This window comes from Streptomyces longisporoflavus, assembly GCF_014649775.1.
Classification (GTDB): Bacteria; Actinomycetota; Actinomycetes; order Streptomycetales; family Streptomycetaceae; genus Streptomyces; species Streptomyces longisporoflavus.
Genome location: NZ_BMTR01000011.1, coordinates 94,174 through 110,269 on the forward strand (window position 1 = coordinate 94,174; position 16,096 = coordinate 110,269).

General features: G+C 70.9%; 14 protein-coding genes. 10 read left to right on the forward strand and 4 right to left on the reverse strand.

Annotated features, from left to right (window positions below):
- The first annotated feature begins 30 nt into the window (after positions 1–30).
- Positions 31–1,023 (forward strand): cell envelope lipid trafficking protein PgfA, encoded by a 993-nt coding sequence (pgfA, locus tag IE226_RS22850; protein ID WP_190083193.1) that lies wholly within the window; start codon positions 31–33, stop codon positions 1,021–1,023.
- Here the strand turns inward: pgfA and hrpB are convergent.
- Positions 1,013–3,559, reverse strand: coding sequence for an ATP-dependent helicase HrpB (gene hrpB / locus IE226_RS22855; RefSeq protein WP_229871478.1), 2,547 nt, complete (start codon positions 3,557–3,559; stop codon positions 1,013–1,015). The two genes, pgfA and hrpB, sit on opposite strands and share 11 nt — an antisense overlap.
- Before the next feature lie 4 nt (positions 3,560–3,563).
- Positions 3,564–4,394 (reverse strand): class I SAM-dependent methyltransferase, encoded by an 831-nt coding sequence (locus IE226_RS22860; RefSeq protein WP_190083194.1) that lies wholly within the window; start codon positions 4,392–4,394, stop codon positions 3,564–3,566.
- A gap of 398 nt (positions 4,395–4,792) precedes the next feature.
- Here IE226_RS22860 and rpsA point away from each other — a divergent pair, with 398 nt between their 5' ends.
- The 4 genes from rpsA (at position 4,793) to IE226_RS22880 (ending at position 8,771) form a co-directional block, all read left to right on the forward strand.
- Positions 4,793–6,313, forward strand: coding sequence for a 30S ribosomal protein S1 (gene rpsA / locus IE226_RS22865; RefSeq protein WP_190083195.1), 1,521 nt, complete (start codon positions 4,793–4,795; stop codon positions 6,311–6,313).
- A gap of 306 nt (positions 6,314–6,619) precedes the next feature.
- Positions 6,620–7,558, forward strand: coding sequence for a PAC2 family protein (locus tag IE226_RS22870; RefSeq protein ID WP_190083196.1), 939 nt, complete (start codon positions 6,620–6,622; stop codon positions 7,556–7,558).
- Positions 7,559–7,657: 99 nt separating this feature from the next.
- Positions 7,658–8,260, forward strand: coding sequence for a dephospho-CoA kinase (gene coaE, locus IE226_RS22875; protein WP_190083197.1), 603 nt, complete (start codon positions 7,658–7,660; stop codon positions 8,258–8,260).
- Between the two features lie 124 nt (positions 8,261–8,384).
- Positions 8,385–8,771: a tetratricopeptide repeat protein gene (locus IE226_RS22880; protein ID WP_190083198.1), complete on the forward strand. Its 387-nt coding sequence runs from the start codon at positions 8,385–8,387 to the stop codon at positions 8,769–8,771.
- Here the strand turns inward: IE226_RS22880 and IE226_RS22885 are convergent.
- Complete coding sequence (locus IE226_RS22885; protein ID WP_190083199.1) at positions 8,768–9,046, reverse strand: DUF6343 family protein; 279 nt, start codon at positions 9,044–9,046, stop codon at positions 8,768–8,770. The genes IE226_RS22880 and IE226_RS22885 overlap by 4 nt on opposite strands.
- 313 nt (positions 9,047–9,359) lie before the next feature.
- On the opposite strand from IE226_RS22885, the gene IE226_RS22890 reads away from it, so the two are divergent.
- Together IE226_RS22890 and IE226_RS22895 are read left to right on the forward strand one after the other, a co-directional pair.
- Positions 9,360–10,262: an acyltransferase domain-containing protein gene (locus IE226_RS22890; RefSeq protein WP_229871501.1), complete on the forward strand. Its 903-nt coding sequence runs from the start codon at positions 9,360–9,362 to the stop codon at positions 10,260–10,262.
- 70 nt (positions 10,263–10,332) lie between these two features.
- Entirely contained in the window at positions 10,333–11,034 is a 702-nt protein-coding gene (locus tag IE226_RS22895; RefSeq protein WP_190083396.1) for a class I SAM-dependent methyltransferase, read from the forward strand.
- A gap of 288 nt (positions 11,035–11,322) precedes the next feature.
- Here IE226_RS22895 and IE226_RS22900 read toward each other — a convergent pair whose 3' ends face one another.
- The gene (locus IE226_RS22900) at positions 11,323–11,763 is read right to left on the reverse strand and encodes an RNA-binding S4 domain-containing protein (protein ID WP_190083201.1); all 441 of its coding nucleotides are present in this window, start codon (positions 11,761–11,763) and stop codon (positions 11,323–11,325) included.
- Between the two features lie 215 nt (positions 11,764–11,978).
- On the opposite strand from IE226_RS22900, the gene IE226_RS22905 reads away from it, so the two are divergent.
- The 3 genes from IE226_RS22905 to IE226_RS22915 are packed head-to-tail and all read left to right on the forward strand — an operon-like array spanning position 11,979 to position 16,068.
- Entirely contained in the window at positions 11,979–13,346 is a 1,368-nt protein-coding gene (locus tag IE226_RS22905) for a M20/M25/M40 family metallo-hydrolase (protein ID WP_229871479.1), read from the forward strand.
- Positions 13,343–14,869, forward strand: coding sequence for a YfcC family protein (locus IE226_RS22910; protein WP_190083203.1), 1,527 nt, complete (start codon positions 13,343–13,345; stop codon positions 14,867–14,869). Before IE226_RS22905 ends, IE226_RS22910 begins: the two co-directional genes overlap by 4 nt.
- Positions 14,866–16,068 carry an MFS transporter gene (locus IE226_RS22915; RefSeq protein WP_190083204.1) on the forward strand — a complete coding sequence of 401 codons (1,203 nt, stop codon included), beginning with the start codon at positions 14,866–14,868 and terminating at the stop codon, positions 16,066–16,068. The genes IE226_RS22910 and IE226_RS22915 overlap by 4 nt, the downstream gene beginning before the upstream one ends.
- The last annotated feature ends 28 nt before the right edge of the window (positions 16,069–16,096 follow it).

A 16,096-nucleotide genomic window follows, 5' to 3' on the forward strand; every position in this document is an offset into this window, starting at 1 on the left:
CCGCCCGTCTCCGTAGGGAGGGCCGCCGCGATGCGCCGTAAGGCCAGCCTGATCCTGCTCGCCTTCGCCGTGTTCTTCACGGCGATGTCCCCGCTCATGCGCTGGTACGCCTTCCCGCGCCTCGCCAAGATCCCGCCGAGCCAGTACCAGGAGGCGGTCCTCGAGGCGAAGAACCCGACTCTCCTCGACTACGGCACCATGCGGGCCAAGAAGATCGACAAGGTCACCATCGTGCAGACGCTCAAGGGCAACGTGGAGGCCTCGGAGAGGATCGAGAAGAGCGCGGACCGCGACGTCGTCGTCTGGGACGCCCTCTCCTACATCCAGGACGGCGACGGAAAGATGGTCTCCAAGGTCCCCGAGCGCTACATCTTCGACGCCCACAGCCAGGAACCGGTGCACGCGACCGGCGAGATGGTCGACGGGGACCCGGTCAAGCGCGAGGGCATCGAGTTCAAGTGGCCCTTCCTGACCGAGAAGCGCGATTACGAGTACTTCGACGCCCAGGCCCGCATCACCAGGCCCATCCACTACAAGGGCACGCAGACGTTCCGCGGCGTGGAGGTCTACTACTTCGAGCAGACCATCCCCTGGACCAAGGTGCCCTTCCCCAAGACCATGCCGGTCAAGGGCATCACTCCGGAGTCCCTCGCCGAGTCCGGCACCACGCGCTGGTACACCACCGTCCGCAAGTTCTGGGTAGACCCCACCACCGGGGCGCCCGTCTACGGCGAGGAGATCCAGAAGAACGAACTGCGCGGCGGCACGCTCCTGGGCGACCGCGACAAGGTCACGGTCTTCGCGGGGCACGTGAAGATGCGCGAGGACTACATCAAGGACACGGTCGACCTGGTGAAGTCCCAGCGCGTCCTGGTCCTCCTCATGACGTCGTATCTCCCCTGGGGCTTCCTCGGCCTCGGGCTTTTCCTGCTCGCCCTCTCCCTCTGGCTGGAGGCCCGCAGCCGCAGGCCGGGAGATCCGCGGGCGACGGCGGCGCCCGAGCCGGAACCGGTCAACGCCTGAGGCGCGCGTTCGTGAACCGCGTCGCCTCGGCCGCCGCGGGGTCCTCCGGCCACGGATGCTTCGGATACCGGCCGCGCAGCTCCGCCCGCACGGCCCGGTAGCCGTCCCGCCAGAAGGACGCGAGGTCGGCGGTGACGGCCGCGGGGCGCCCGGCGGGAGACAGCAGATGGACGAGCACGGGCACGGCGCCGTCCGCGATCCGGGGCGTCTCGGCGAGCCCGAACATCTCCTGCAACTTCACGGCGAGCACCGGCTGTCCGGGGTCGGAGTAGTCGATCCGGATCCGCGACCCGCTGGGCACCGTCACCCGCTCCGGGGCGAGCGCGTCGAGGCGGGTGGCTTCGCCGGTCGCCCACGGCAGCAGCCGGTTCAGTGCCTGCCCCGCGTCGATGCGCCGCAGGTCGGCACGGCGCCGCGCCTTCGACAGCTCGGGCTCCAGCCACTCGTCCACGCGCGCGTGCAGGGCGCTTTCGGACACGTCGGGCCAGGGCGCGCCGAGATGCCGGTGCAGAAAGGCGAGCCGTTCCCGCAGCTCCAGAGCACCCCGCGACCAGTTCAGCAGCGCGGTCCCTTCCTCCCTGAGGCCCGCAAGCAGCCCCTCCCGTACGAGTCCGGGAGCGGGCTTCTGCAACGGCCGCACCGCCAGCTCCACCGCACCCAGGCGCTCGACGTGCCGCGCGACGAGGTCCCCGTCGGCCCAGGCGACCTCGTCCCCCTCGCCGTAAAGGGGCGCGGCGGCGCTGAGGGCCACGTCCTCGCCGATGTGCCCGCCGAGCAGCACGCGCGCGTGCCCGGCGCCCACCGGCCGGTCGGCCACGGCCACGGCGATCCACTCCGCGCCGGTCAGCGCGGACCCCGGCCGCACCTCGGCCCGCGTCCCGTTCACCATGAGATACGTGCCGTCCCCGCGGCCCCTGGCGACCCGTTCGGGGAAGGCGAGCGCGGCGACGAGCCCGGCGACGTGCTCGTCGCTGCCCCGGGACAGCGCGTCCTGAGGGGCAGGCACACCCGCCGAGGTCTCGGCGGCGGCGGTGAGCCGCCGCACCTCCGTGCGCCACCGCGCCGCGTACCCGTCCCCGCCACGCCGGGCCGCGCGCCAGGCCGCCGCGAGGTCGTCCCCGTACTCGCGCGGCGGCTCCTCGCCGAGGAGCGCCACGACCTCCGCCGCACGGCGCACCCCCACGAGGGGAACCGCGTCGAGCAGGGCCCGCGCAAGGCGGGGATGAAGACCGACCCGCGCCATCCGCGCGCCCCGCTCCGTCACCCGCCCCGGCCCCGGGGACACCGCACCGACCGCCGTCAGGACACTCCGCGCCGCCGCCATCGCGCCGCTCGGCGGCGGATCGAGCAGGGCGAGCCCCGAGGCGTCAGGATCACCCCAGCAGGCCGTCTGAAGGGCGAACGCGGAAAGGTCCGCCAGCTTTATCTCCGGCGTCGGGAAGCGCGGCAGGCGGGCGTCCTCCGCCTCCGCCCAGCACCGGTACACGGCCCCCGGCGCCTCGCGCCCCGCACGGCCGGCCCGCTGCCGCCCCGCGGCCTGCGAAGCCCGTACCGTCGTCAGCGCGCTCAGCCCCCGCGCGTGATCCACACGCGGCTCACGCGCCAGCCCCGCGTCGACGACCACCCGCACCCCCGGCACCGTCAGGGACGACTCCGCCACCGACGTCGCGAGGACCACCCGCCGGGCGCCGTCCGCCGGGCCCGCGAGCACCGCGTCCTGCACCGCCGCGGGCGCCCGCCCGTGCACCTGGAGAACCTCCGCGGGAACGTCCCCCAGTTGCCCCGCCACGCGCGCGATCTCGCCGACGCCGGGCAGGAAGCACAGCACGTCCCCTTCCCGCTCGGCCAGCGCACGGCGTACCACCGACGCCACATGCGTGAGCAGCGCCGGATCCACCCGCATCCCGTGCGGCGGTCGCACCGGACGCGCGGGCGGCGCCCAGACGACCTCGACGGGGTACGAGGTGCCCCGCGCCTCCACCACGGGGGCGTCCCCGAGGATCCGCGACCACCCCTGCGCGTCCGTCGTCGCCGACGCGGCCACCAGACGCAGCTCGGGCCGCAGCGCCGCCCGCACGTCGACCAGGAACGCCGCCACGGTGTCCGCGTCGAGATGCCGCTCGTGGCACTCGTCGATGATCACCACGTCGACGCCCGTCAGCTCCTGGTCCCGCTGCAGCCGCTGCAACAGGACACCGGTCGTGACGACCTCCACGCGCGCGGGGCGATCGCCACGCGCGACCACACGCTCACCGCGCACCGTGTACCCGACGCTCTCCCCGACCTTCTCGCCGAGCAGCCACGCCATCCGCCGCGCGGCGGCCCTCGCGGCGATGCGCCGGGGCTCGGCGACCACCACCCGGCGTTCGGGCCCGTCCCCGAGAAGCCCCGCGAGGGCCAGCGGCACCAGCGTCGTCTTGCCCGTACCGGGAGGCGCGCACAGCACGGCGCCGCCCGGCCCCTCCAGGGCGGACCGCAGCGCGGGCAGCGCACTGCGTACGGGCAGGTCCAGGGCTTCGTTACGCAGACGGATCACGCACTCAGTCTCGTACGCAGACGAAGATCGCCGACCCCGGGATCAGATTCCCGCGCAACGGGGACCAGCCGCCCCACTCCTGCGTGTTCCACGCGGGCCACTCCGGCTCCACCAGATCGACGAGCCGGAAACCGCCGGCCACCACGTCACGGACCCGGTCACCGATGGTCCGGTGGTGCTCCACGTAGACGGCGTTTCCCTCGTCGTCCTGCTCCACGTAGGGAGTGCGGTCGAAGTACGAGGCCGCTACCGACAGACCCTCGGGCCCCGGCTCGTCCGGGAAGGCCCAGCGCATCGGGTGCGTCACCGAGAACACGAACCGGCCGCCGGGCCGCAGCACCCGGTGCACGTCCTTGAGGACCCGCACCGGATCGGCGACGAACGGCAGCGCCCCGTACGCCGAGCACGCGAGGTCGAAGCTGCCGTCGGCGAACGGCAGTGCCCCCGCGTCCGCCTCCACCAGCGGCACGCCGCCACCGATCCGCAGCGCGTGCTGCAACTGCCGGTGCGAGAGATCGAGGGCGACAGGGCGCGCGCCCTGGGAGGCGAGCCAGCGCGAGCACTGCGCCGCACCCGCGCCGATCTCCAGGACGTCCTTGCCCGCGAGGTCCTCGGGCGGGCCCAGAAGCTCGGCCTCCACCTCGTCGAGCCCTTCGGGACCCCACACGAAACGGTCGTCACCCAGGAAGGTGCCGTGCTCGATCTGATAGTCGTCCGCGTTCCTGTCCCACCACCCGCGATTGGCGCGGCTGCTCTCGGTCACACCGGCGTCACGACGGGTGGCTTCCGGTTCGGGGGTCTCGGGCAGCTCGGACTCTTGGATGATCGGCTCCATCGTCGTACTCTTCCGTCTGGCTGGTCGCGGCTCGGCGCAGCGGGACAGTGCCGGGACGGCCCGAAAAGCGGTCGCGGCAGGGCGCTGTGCGGTCCGTGTGGCCTCATGCGACGGCATTTGTGCCGGGTATGCGGCGTTCCGCCCCTGGGTGTGCGCCTTCGCGCATTGACCCTGTCCGGCTGCCCCCGTATGCTACAAGTTGCGCTGCGAGCCTGCCGTCCTCAGACCTAGCAGGATGCGCTCGCGTCTGTTGTATGTCCCCTCGGTTGTCGAGGCGCCTTCCGTTTCTCCGGAAACTGGATCGGCGCCTCCAAGGCTGCCCGGCTTCTGCAGAGCGAAATCGGTTCCGGCGCTAGCAGTACCTACGACTCACTGTCCGTACCGGAGCCCTTACCCACATGACGAGCAGCACCGAGACCACCGCCACCACCCCGCAGGTAGCGGTCAACGACATCGGTAACGAGGAAGCCTTCCTCGCCGCGATCGACGAGACGATCAAGTACTTCAACGACGGCGACATCGTCGACGGCGTCATCGTGAAGGTCGACCGGGACGAGGTCCTGCTCGACATCGGTTACAAGACCGAAGGCGTCATCCCGAGCCGCGAGCTCTCCATCAAGCACGACGTCGACCCGAACGAGGTCGTCGCGGTTGGTGACGAGATCGAGGCCCTGGTTCTCCAGAAGGAGGACAAGGAAGGCCGTCTGATCCTGTCCAAGAAGCGCGCTCAGTACGAGCGTGCCTGGGGCACGATCGAGAAGATCAAGGAAGAAGACGGCATCGTCACCGGTACCGTCATCGAGGTCGTCAAGGGTGGTCTCATCCTCGACATCGGCCTCCGTGGCTTCCTGCCGGCCTCCCTCGTCGAGATGCGCCGCGTCCGCGACCTCCAGCCCTACGTGGGCAAGGAGCTCGAGGCCAAGATCATCGAGCTGGACAAGAACCGCAACAACGTGGTCCTGTCCCGCCGTGCCTGGCTCGAGCAGACCCAGAGCGAGGTCCGCCAGACCTTCCTCACGACCCTGCAGAAGGGCCAGGTCCGCTCCGGCGTCGTTTCCTCGATCGTCAACTTCGGTGCGTTCGTGGACCTCGGCGGCGTCGACGGTCTCGTGCACGTCTCCGAGCTCTCCTGGAAGCACATCGACCACCCCTCCGAGGTTGTCGAGGTCGGCCAGGAAGTCACCGTCGAGGTTCTCGACGTGGACATGGACCGCGAGCGCGTGTCCCTGTCGCTCAAGGCGACGCAGGAAGACCCGTGGCAGCAGTTCGCCCGCACGCACCAGATCGGGCAGGTTGTTCCCGGTAAGGTCACCAAGCTCGTTCCGTTCGGTGCGTTCGTGCGCGTCGACGAGGGCATCGAGGGCCTGGTCCACATCTCCGAGCTGGCCGAGCGCCACGTGGAGATCCCGGAGCAGGTCGTCCAGGTCAACGACGAGATCTTCGTCAAGGTCATCGACATCGACCTCGAGCGTCGCCGGATCTCGCTGTCCCTGAAGCAGGCCAACGAGTCCTTCGGTGCCGACCCGTCGGCCGTCGAGTTCGACCCGACCCTGTACGGCATGGCCGCGTCCTACGACGACCAGGGCAACTACATCTACCCCGAGGGCTTCGACCCCGAGACGAACGACTGGCTCGAGGGCTTCGAGACCCAGCGCGAGGCTTGGGAGGGCCAGTACGCCGAGGCGCAGCAGCGCTTCGAGCAGCACCAGGCCCAGGTCATCAAGTCCCGCGAGGCGGACGCCCAGGCCGAGGCCGAGGGTGCTGCGGCTCCCGCGTCCTCGACCGGTGCCCCGGCTGCCGGTGGCAGCGGTGGCGGCGGCGGTTCGTACTCCTCGGAGTCGGACGACAACTCCGGCGCCCTGGCGTCGGACGAGGCGCTTGCCGCGCTGCGCGAGAAGCTCGCGGGCGGCCAGAGCTGAATCTCGCCTCTAGGCGGTAGCAGCAGCTGAACATCGCGGGCCCGCATCCCTTCGGGGGTGCGGGCCCGCTGTGCTGTTTCCGGGGGCCGGTTCTGTGTCGGCCGCGCGCCGGTGGGGGCTGGTCGCGCAGTTCCCCGCGCCCCTGACGGGGCCCTCCTTGATCTGCATGCCCCGGCCGTCGTGAACTGGGCGGCTTCCTATGGGTGTTGTAAGAAGCCGCTGTGAAGAGATGCGGGAGGGAATGCCGACGCCGTCGCCGGCGTTCTGCTGTACGAGTCACGACGAAGAGGGCGAGGAGCGGTCACCGTGCTTGATCCGCAGGGTTTGTACGAATGGGAGCCGAAGGGCCTCGCTGTCGTAGACATGGCGCTCGCCCAGGAGTCGGCCGGACTGGTCATGCTCTACCACTTCGACGGCTACATCGACGCGGGTGAGACCGGCGACCAGATCGTCGAGAAGCTCACGGACAGCCTGCCCGGCCAGGTGGTCGCGCGCTTCGACCACGACCGGCTCGTCGACTACCGCGCACGTCGCCCGCTGCTCACCTTCCGGCGCGACCGCTGGACCGAGTACGAGGTGCCCACGCTCGACGTGCGGCTGCTCCAGGACGCCACGGGCGCGCCCTTCCTGCTGCTCTCCGGACCCGAGCCGGACATCGAGTGGGAGCGGTTCGCGGCGGCGGTCGAGCAGATCGTGGAGCGGCTCGGCGTGCGCCTCGCGGTGAACTTCCACGGCATCCCCATGGGCGTGCCGCACACCCGCCCCGTGGGCCTCACGCCGCACGGGAACCGTACCGACCTGATTCCGGGACACCGCAGCCCCTTCGACGAGGCGCAGGTGCCGGGCAGCGCGGCATCTCTCGTCGAGTACCGCCTCCTCGAGGCGAGCCATGACGTGCTCGGTGTCGCCGCACACGTCCCGCACTACATCGCCCGCTCCGCCTACCCGGACGCCGCCCTGACGGTCCTGGAGGCGATCACCGCAGCTACGGGCCTCGTGCTGCCGAGCGTCGCGCACGGCCTGCGCACCGAGGCGCACCGCACCCAGACCGAGATCGACCGGCAGATCCAGGAGGGCGACGAGGAACTGGTCGCCCTCGTACAGGGACTCGAGCACCAGTACGACGCTGCCGCCGGCGGCGACGCGCGCGGCAACATGCTCGCGGAGCCCGTGGACATCCCGTCGGCCGACGAGATCGGCCAGGAATTCGAGCGCTTCCTCGCGGAGCGAGAGGGCGACTCGTAGCCGAGGGGCCGACTCGTAGCCGAGGGGTCGACTCGTGGCCGAGGGGCCGACTCGTAGCCGAGCGGACTCGGAAGTGCGGCACCCTCTAAGCTGCCGGTCATGCTGAAGGTGGGCCTGACCGGCGGTATCGGCGCCGGCAAGAGTGAAGTATCGCGTCTCCTGGTCGCGTCCGGAGCCGTGCTGATCGACGCCGACAAGATCGCCCGCGAGGTGGTGGAGCCGGGAACTCCGGGTCTGGCGGCGATCGTCGAAGCTTTCGGCCGGGAGATCCTCGCCCCGGACGGCTCCCTCGACCGGCCGAAGCTGGGTTCGGTCGTCTTCGCCGACCCGGAGAAGCTGGCCGTACTGAACTCCATCGTGCACCCGCTGGTCGGCGCCCGATCCGCCGAACTGGAGAACGCGGCCTCGAGGGACGCGGTGGTCGTCCATGATGTGCCGCTGCTCGCGGAGAACGGCCTGGCGCCGCTGTACGACCTGGTGGTCGTCGTCGACGCGAGCCCCGAAACCCAGCTGGAGCGTCTCGTGGGGCTGCGCGGCATGCGCGAGGAGGACGCCCGGGCGCGGATGGCGGCGCAGGCCACGCGCGAGAAGCGCCTGGAGATCGCCGACATCGTGATCGACAACGACGGTCCGCTGGAGGGCTTGGAACAGCGCGTCGGCGCTGTGTGGGCGGATCTCGTGGGGCGGGCGCGGAAGGCCTAGCGGGCCGCCGCTCTCCAAACGCCTGACGGCACCTGACGGCACTTGAAGGAACCTGACAGGACCTGACGGAATAGGTGTGCATGTGAGGGGCGTTGACACAGTGCAGCGAGGGAAGGAGTCACGCGTGCCCGAAAGTACCCCGGAGACCCATGTCATCGACTTCCGTGCGGCGGAGCAGCTCCTTGCCGCGCGGGACCCCCGAGGCGCGGTGAAGCTGCTCGACACGGTCATCGCGGCCCACCCCGAGAACACGGCCGCGCGGCTGCTGCGGGCCCGTGCCTTCTTCGCCGCCGCTCAACTGCGCGCCGCCGAGCTCGAGTTCAGCATCGTGCTGGAGCGGGAGCCGGACAACGCGTTCGCCCATTTCGCGCTCGCCCGCACCTACGAACGCGCGGCGCGGCCCGAACAGGCCCGGCGCCACTTCCGCCTTGCCGCGGCGCTTGATCCGCAGCCGGAGTATCTGGCGGCGGCGCGCTTCGACGAGGGGGAGTCCGGCGACGCCGGGAGCTAGTTCTCGCGCGGAGGTTCGTACGACGGAGGTTCGTACGGCGGTACGTCCCGGCCCGGCTGGTAATGCGGTCCCTGACGGATGTGGCGCAGGATCATCGCCATGTCGGCGGTGACGATCAGCCAGAGCACCCCGCAGGTCACGGCCCAGCCGGGGCGCCCCACCAGGGCGAAGGCGATGGTGCCGAACGTGGCCCAGGCAAGGCCCCACGCGCTGAACCAGAGTCGCAGGCGCAGCGGACTGCGCGCTGTCACCGGTTCACTGCCCGTGCGTTTCATGAGAGGACTCCTCTCCCTCCGCACCGCGTCTCTCCGCACCGCGCTACAGCCGCATCTCCACTCGTCTCCGGCCGTCTTGAGCCGTGTCCGCCCGGTCTGTATCCGCTCCCGCCTTCCAGGATCCACCCGTGGGTGGTGGACCGGAAGGGCCTGAGGCTCCAAGATCGTAGATGCGACGATCGGGGGTATGGCTGTGGCTCTGCTGGATGTACTGAGGGACCGGGCGAGGACGGACGAGCGGCTCGCCGCGTGGCTGAAGGATCTTGAGGGCGCTGAGGCCGCCGAGGGCAGTGGCGCGTCGCGGGGCGGGGCGCTGCTGCCCTCGGCCGACGAACTGCCGGACGTGCTGCTCGACCTGGCGGTGCCGCACGAGGACATCAACGACCTGGTGGCCCTGCGCGGGCGGCTGATGGGGGACCCGGAAGCGCGCTGGTTGCTCGATCGCCTCGTCGCCGGGACGGTGCGGGACATGGGGACGGCCGATGCGGGCCCCGAATATCCTCCCTTGCCGACGGAGACGGGCACGCTGGGAGCGTTGTTCTACGTGTACGTCTTCGTCGCGGCGCTGCCCCACGTACGGGCGTATCACCAGAGCCGTGGAATCCCGGACGAGATCTCCCGCCGCACGCTCGCCGACCTCGGCCGGCACATGGCGGTGCACCGCCGGGCGCGCGGGGGCCCCGGACTGCTGCATCCGGGCTGGAACTCCCTGCATTTCCGGGGCGAGCTCTATCAGCTGGGGCGGCTTCAGTTCCAGCGCGCGGTGTTGGGGCAGCGGATGGGCGGTGCCACGGCCGAGGCGGGTCATTCCGCGAGGCGTGGCGACCCGTGTCTGGACCTGCACATAGCGGACTTCCGGGGGCCGCTGTCCCCCGAGGCGTGCGACCGGTCGATCACGCTGGCACGGGAGTTCTTCGCGCGGCACTTCCCGGAGGAGCGACATGAGACAGCGACGTGCCACTCCTGGCTGCTCGACCCACAGCTGAAGCGGTATCTGCCGGCAGACTCCAACATCGTCCGCTTCCAGGAGCGCTTCCGCCTGGTGGAGGGGTATGAGGCGGAGCCGGACGACAGCACTCCCGTCGCCTTCGTCTTCGGCGACCGGAGCCGTCCCGTGGCCGAACTGCCGAGGCGGACGAGCGTGGAGAGGGCAGTGGGGGACCATCTGAGGTGGGGCGGCCATTGGTACGGAGGGCATGGCTGGTTCCCGCTGTAAGCCGCGCGGCCCCCGGGAGGGGCGGGAACGGGCTCTCGGAGCGCTTCGTTGACTGGCCATGACTGCTGAGATGCGTGAGGGGTACGAGGGGACGGGGCCCGGAGCGATCACGCCGGACGGCTGCGCGGTGGACCTGTACGCGCGCTTGTCCGTCGGGAACGAGCCGGACGTCATCGCCGACGCGGTCCCGGCCGGGGCGCACATTCTGGAGCTTGGCAGCGGCGCGGGGCGGGTGACGCGTCCCCTGCTGGAGCGGGGATTCCGGGTCACGGCGGTGGACGAGTCCGCCGAGATGCTGGCGAAGGTCGCCGCGCTCGACGGCCGGGTGCGCACCATCCGGAGCCCGATCGAGGAGCTCGACCTGGGCGAGCGGTTCGAGGTGGTGATGCTCGCGTCGTTCCTGGTGCACAGCGGCGACGTGTCGGTGCGGCGCGGGATGCTGCGGGCGTGCCGCGCCCATGTGACGGACGACGGCTGCGTGCTGATCCAACGGGAGGGGGCCGACTACCACACGAATCTGCCGAGGGAGCGGGTCGATCCCGGCGGGTACACGGTGCGGATCGTGTCGGCGGAACCGGTCGGGGACGGGGTGAACGAGGTGCGCGCGGAGTACGTCTTCCCGGACGCCACATGGACCCAGACGTTCCGCGCCCGACCGCTCACGAAGGAGCAGTTCGAGGACGCGCTGGGGGAGGCGGGGCTGCGGGTCGACGCGTATCTGACGGAGGACGGGACCTGGGTGCGGGCGGTGCCGGCTGACTTGGGATCTTGATGGTTCGCGGGCGGGGTGGGGAGGTTGGGCCGGGGGTGTCCACGATCGGCACGCTGGAAGTGCTCGGGGGATCGCGCTGCTCGCGCTGCTGATCCCGGTGCTCGGTGCTCGGTGCGTTCATCGTGAGCGTGACCGCGCTCAGAGGGGAGGGAACACCGCCACGCTGGTCCTCCTCATCCTGGCGCTGACGTAGACCTGTGGCGCATGGCGTGAACGTCCGCGCACCGGAAGGGAGTTCCGCCCCCGTGTCGAGGGCCTGCCGGGCCGTTGCCGGTCCTCGCGGCGTCGCTAACCCTCGAAGCCGCGGAGCCGTTCCATCTCCCGGCGGTCGCGCTTGGTGGGGCGGCCCGTTCCGCGGTCTCGTACGCCGGCGGGGGCCACGGCCTCGCGGGGCGGCGGGGGAGGGCTGTTGTCGACGTAGCACTCGGCGGCCACCGGGGCGCCGACGCGTTTGCGGATGAGGCGTTTGACGACGACGACGTGTTGACGGCCGTCCGCGTGGCGCAGGCGTACCTCGTCGCCGACGTGCACGCCGTAAGCGGGCTTCACGCGCTCGCCGTTGACCCGCACATGGCCGCCCTTGCAGGCCGCCGCGCCCATGGAGCGGGTCTTCACCAGGCGGACGGACCAGATCCAGGCGTCGACCCGCACGGAGCCGCCGCCCGCGCCCGCCGGAGCGCCGCCGGTCCCGTTCCCGCTGCCGCCACCGCCTGAAGTCTCCGAAGCCATGCCCCGACTTTAATGCCTGCCCGGTGGTTCATGGCCGGAGTCGCGACGCCGGGGCCCGGCACGCACGCGGCACGCGCCCTACGCCGCCCCGGCAGTGTGCGGCAGCAGTGCGGCATCGGCGGTCGCACGGCGAGCCATCCGGGAAGCAATCCCCTCTGAGTCCGATAATTCGGGCTGATCTCCGCAAAGCTGGACGATACCGAGGGATGCAGCCGATGAAGCTCGAAGCCACCGTCGACGATCTGATGGACACGTTGCGCGCCGACCTCGAACGGCTCGCCGCGATCCCCTCGATCGCCTTCCCCGGCTTCCCGGCCGCACCGGTCCAAGAGGCGCACGATCTGCTGGTCGAGCTGCTGCGCGGAGCGGGGTTGGAGACCGTCGAGCGGCTCGACCTGCCGGACACCGCGCCCGTGATCTACGGAGAGATCCCGCCGCCGACCCCCGACGCGCCGACGGTCTTGCTCTACGGCCACTACGACGTCCAGCCGCCCGGCGACGAGAGCCTGTGGAAGTCGCCGCCGTTCGAGCCGACCCCGGTCGAAGGGGGCCTGCGCGCCCGCGGCATCGCGGACGACAAGTCCAACGTCATCGCGCACCTGGGGATGCTGCGGGCCTACGGCGGCCGGCCGCCGGTCGGGATCAAGATCGTCATCGAGGGCCAGGAGGAGTACGGCAGCGCCTTCGACGAATATCCGCCCACCGACCCGGAGCGATTCGCCTGCGATGCCATGGTGGTCGCCGACCTCGGCAACCTCCGCCCCGGCACCCCGACTCTCACCACCGCCCTGCGCGGCGCGTCCGAGGTCGTCGTGGAGGTGCGCACCCTCGACGAGCCGCGCCACAGCGGGGAGTTCGGGGGCGCGGCGCCCGACGCGCTGCTCGTGCTCATCAAGGCCCTGGCCACCCTCCATGACGTACACGGAGACGTCGCCGTCGAGGGGCTGCGGCGCGAGGACTGGAGCGGCACGAGCTACACCGAGGAGGAGTTCCGCTCGCTCGCCGGTGTGCGCGAGGGCGTGCCGCTCGTCGGCAGCGGGAGTCTGGGCGAGCGGCTGTGGAGCGGCCCCGCCATCACGGTGGTCGGCCTCGACGCGCCCGGCGTCGAGCATGCCGCGTCAGCCGTCGTGCCGTACGCACGCGCCAAGTTGAACCTGCGCTTCCACCCCCGCCAGGACGCGAGGGAGGCGCAGGGGAGGCTGGTCGATCATCTGCGCTCGCTCACTCCGTTCGGCGTCCACCTCACCGTCACGCCCGGTGACACGGGACCCGGCTACGAGGCGGCCACCGGCGGTCCCGCCTACCGCGCCGCACGCACCGCGCTCAAGGAGGCCTGGGGCGAGGAAGCCTCGTACGTGGCGACCGGCGGCTCCATCCCCCTGGTCAACGGTCTCGCGAAGGCGGCGCCCGGCGCCGAGGTCCTGCTCTTCGGCGCCCAGGACAGCATGTGCAACCTGCACGCCCCGAACGAGCGCGTCCTCCTCTCCGAGCTGCGCAACACGGTCGTCGCCATGGCCGCCTTCGTGCGTGAGTTCGCCGCCGACTTCCGGGGCGGCAATACCGCCGGGGAGCGCCCCGCATGAGCGCCACCTCGACCGACCCCGACACTCAAGAGCCGCAGCGCAGAAGGAAGTTCACCTTTCCCAGCGCTCTGGCCATCCTCGCGATCGTCACCGTGGCCGTCTGGCTGCTCGCCTTCCTCATTCCGTCCGGCGCGTACGACCGCAACGACAAGGGCGCCCCCGTCCAGGGCAGCTACCACCGTGTCGACTCGGGTCAGAGCTTCGTCGACCGGCTCAACGACCTCTTCCTCGCGCCGGTCAACGGCCTGTACGGAATCCAGGACGAGAAGTCGGGCCTGGTCGGGCCCGACATGGCCGGAGAGCTGTACGGCAGCGCGGGCGTGTTCCTGTTCGTGCTCGCCATCGGCGCGTTCATCACCGTCGTCTTCGCCACCGGCGCCCTCGACCGCGGCATCGGCCGCCTCGCCCACCGGCTGCGCGAGCGCGGCGCCATGCTGATCGCGGGCGTGATGCTCGTCTTCGCCGTCCTCGGCACGGTCGAGGGCTTCGCGGAGGAGACGCTCGGCTTCTACGGCCTGATCGTGCCCCTGATGCTGGCCCTCGGCTATGACCGCATGGTCGCGGTCGGCGCGATCATCCCGGGCGCGGGGATCGGCGTGCTCTGCTCGACGGTCAACCCGTTCGCGACCGGAGTGGCGTCCTCCGCCGCGGACATCTCGCTCGGCGACGGCATCGTGCTGCGGTTCGTGATGTGGGTCGTCCTGACCGCGGTCACCATCGCCTACGTCATCCGCTACGCGAAGCGCGTACAGAAGAATCCGGAACGCTCCCTCACCGGTTTCCTGCCCGGCGACCGTGAGCAGACCGCCGCCGACGCGGGCGAGGTGCCGGAGCTGACGGGGCTGCACAAGGCCGTGCTCGTCCTGGTCGCGCTGGTCTTCGCCTTCATGATCTTCTCGGTGGTGCCCTGGTCGAGCGCGCTGACGGGCAAGGTGGACGCGACGCCGTACGGCTTCGAACTCGGCTGGTCCTTCCCGCAGTTGGCGGCGCTCTTCCTCGTCGCGGCCGTGCTCGTCGGGTGCGTGGCGCGGATGGGCGAGCAGAAGCTCAGCTCGACGATCATCCAGGGCGCGGCCGACTTCATCTCGCCCGCCCTAGTGATCGTGCTCGCCCGCGGCGTCACCGTGATCATGAACAACTCGAAGGTCACCGACACCGTCCTGCACTCCATCGAGGGCGTGGTGAAAGGCACGTCCTCCGGACTCTTCGCGGTCATCGTCTTCGTCGTGAACCTGCCGCTCGCCTTCCTCATTCCGTCCACCTCCGGCCACGCGACCCTCGCCATGCCGATCCTCGCCCCGCTCGCCGATTTCGCCGGGGTCTCCCGCTCGGTCGTCGTCACGGCGTGGCAGGCGGCGAGCGGCTGGATGAATCTGTGGGTGCCGACCACTGCCGTGACCATCGGCGGCGTCGCACTCGCCAAGGTCGGCTACGACAAGTACTTGCGCTTCGTCTGGCCGCTGCTCGCCATCCTCTTCGTACTCATCTGCGCCTTTGTGGCGCTTGGAGCGGCTCTCACATGACAACGAACTCACCGGCCGCGGCGGCGGCCAGGCCCTCGGCCGCCGCCTACCGCAATCTCGCTGTGGCCACCATCGGGTTCACCCTCACCTTCTGGGCGTGGGACCTGATCGCGCCGCTCGGCAGCGATTTCCAGGACCGGCTCGGGCTCTCCTCGTTCGCCCAGTCGCTGCTCGTCGCCGTGCCGGTCATCGTCGGGTCGCTCGGCCGCGTTCCGGTCGGCGCGCTCACCGACCGCTACGGCGCCAAGCTGATGTTCCCGCTGGTCTCGGCGCTCACCATCGTGCCGGTGCTGCTGATCATCCCGGCCAGGGGCAGCTACGTCGCCATGCTCGCCGTCGGGTTTCTGCTGGGCCTCGGCGGGACGACGTTCGCGATCGGCATCCCGCTGGTCAACTCCTGGTTCCCGCCCGCGCACCGGGGCTTCGCACTCGGGGTCTTCGGCATGGGCATGGGAGGCGTGGCGCTCTCCGGGTACTTCACGCCGCGGATCGCCAAGCACGGCGAGAACCTGCCGTTCCTGATCGTGGCGATCGCGCTCGCGGCGTTCGCGGTGCTCGCGGCCCTCCTGATCACCGACAGGCCCGACCGGCCCGTGCCGACGAGCCCGCTCACGACCCGCCTCGGGGAGGCGGGACGGCTGCGGGTGACGTGGGAACTCTCCGCGCTGTACGCGATCGGCTTCGGCGGCATCGTGGCCTTCGGCGTCTACCTGCCCACCTACCTCAAGACCTGGTACGACCTCTCGCCCACCGACGCGGGCACGAAGGCGGCCGGGTTCGCGCTGGTCACGGTCGTCTTCCGGCCGATCGGCGGCTGGCTGTCCGACCGGATCCACCCGGCGACGGTCACCTCGGTCGCGCTGGCCGTCGTCGCTCTCTTCGCCATCGTGCAGGCCTTCGAACCCGGGCTGACGCCGGGCGGCACGATCTGCCTCCTCGTGATGGCCGCGGGACTCGGCACGGCGAGCGGCAGCGTCTTCGCCCTCGTCTCGCAGGTGACACCGCAGGCCCAGGTCGGATCCGTGACGGGCATCGTGGGAGCGATGGGCGGCCTGGGAGGCTTCGTCCCGCCCCTGGTCATGGGCGCGATCTACAGCGCGAAGGACTCGTACTCCATCGGCTTCATGCTGCTCTCGGACCTGGCACTCGCGGGGTGCGTGTACGCGTACGGGCGGATGCGGGGGCTGCGGGCCTCGTAACCCGGCGTCCGAGGCCGTCCCGGGGACC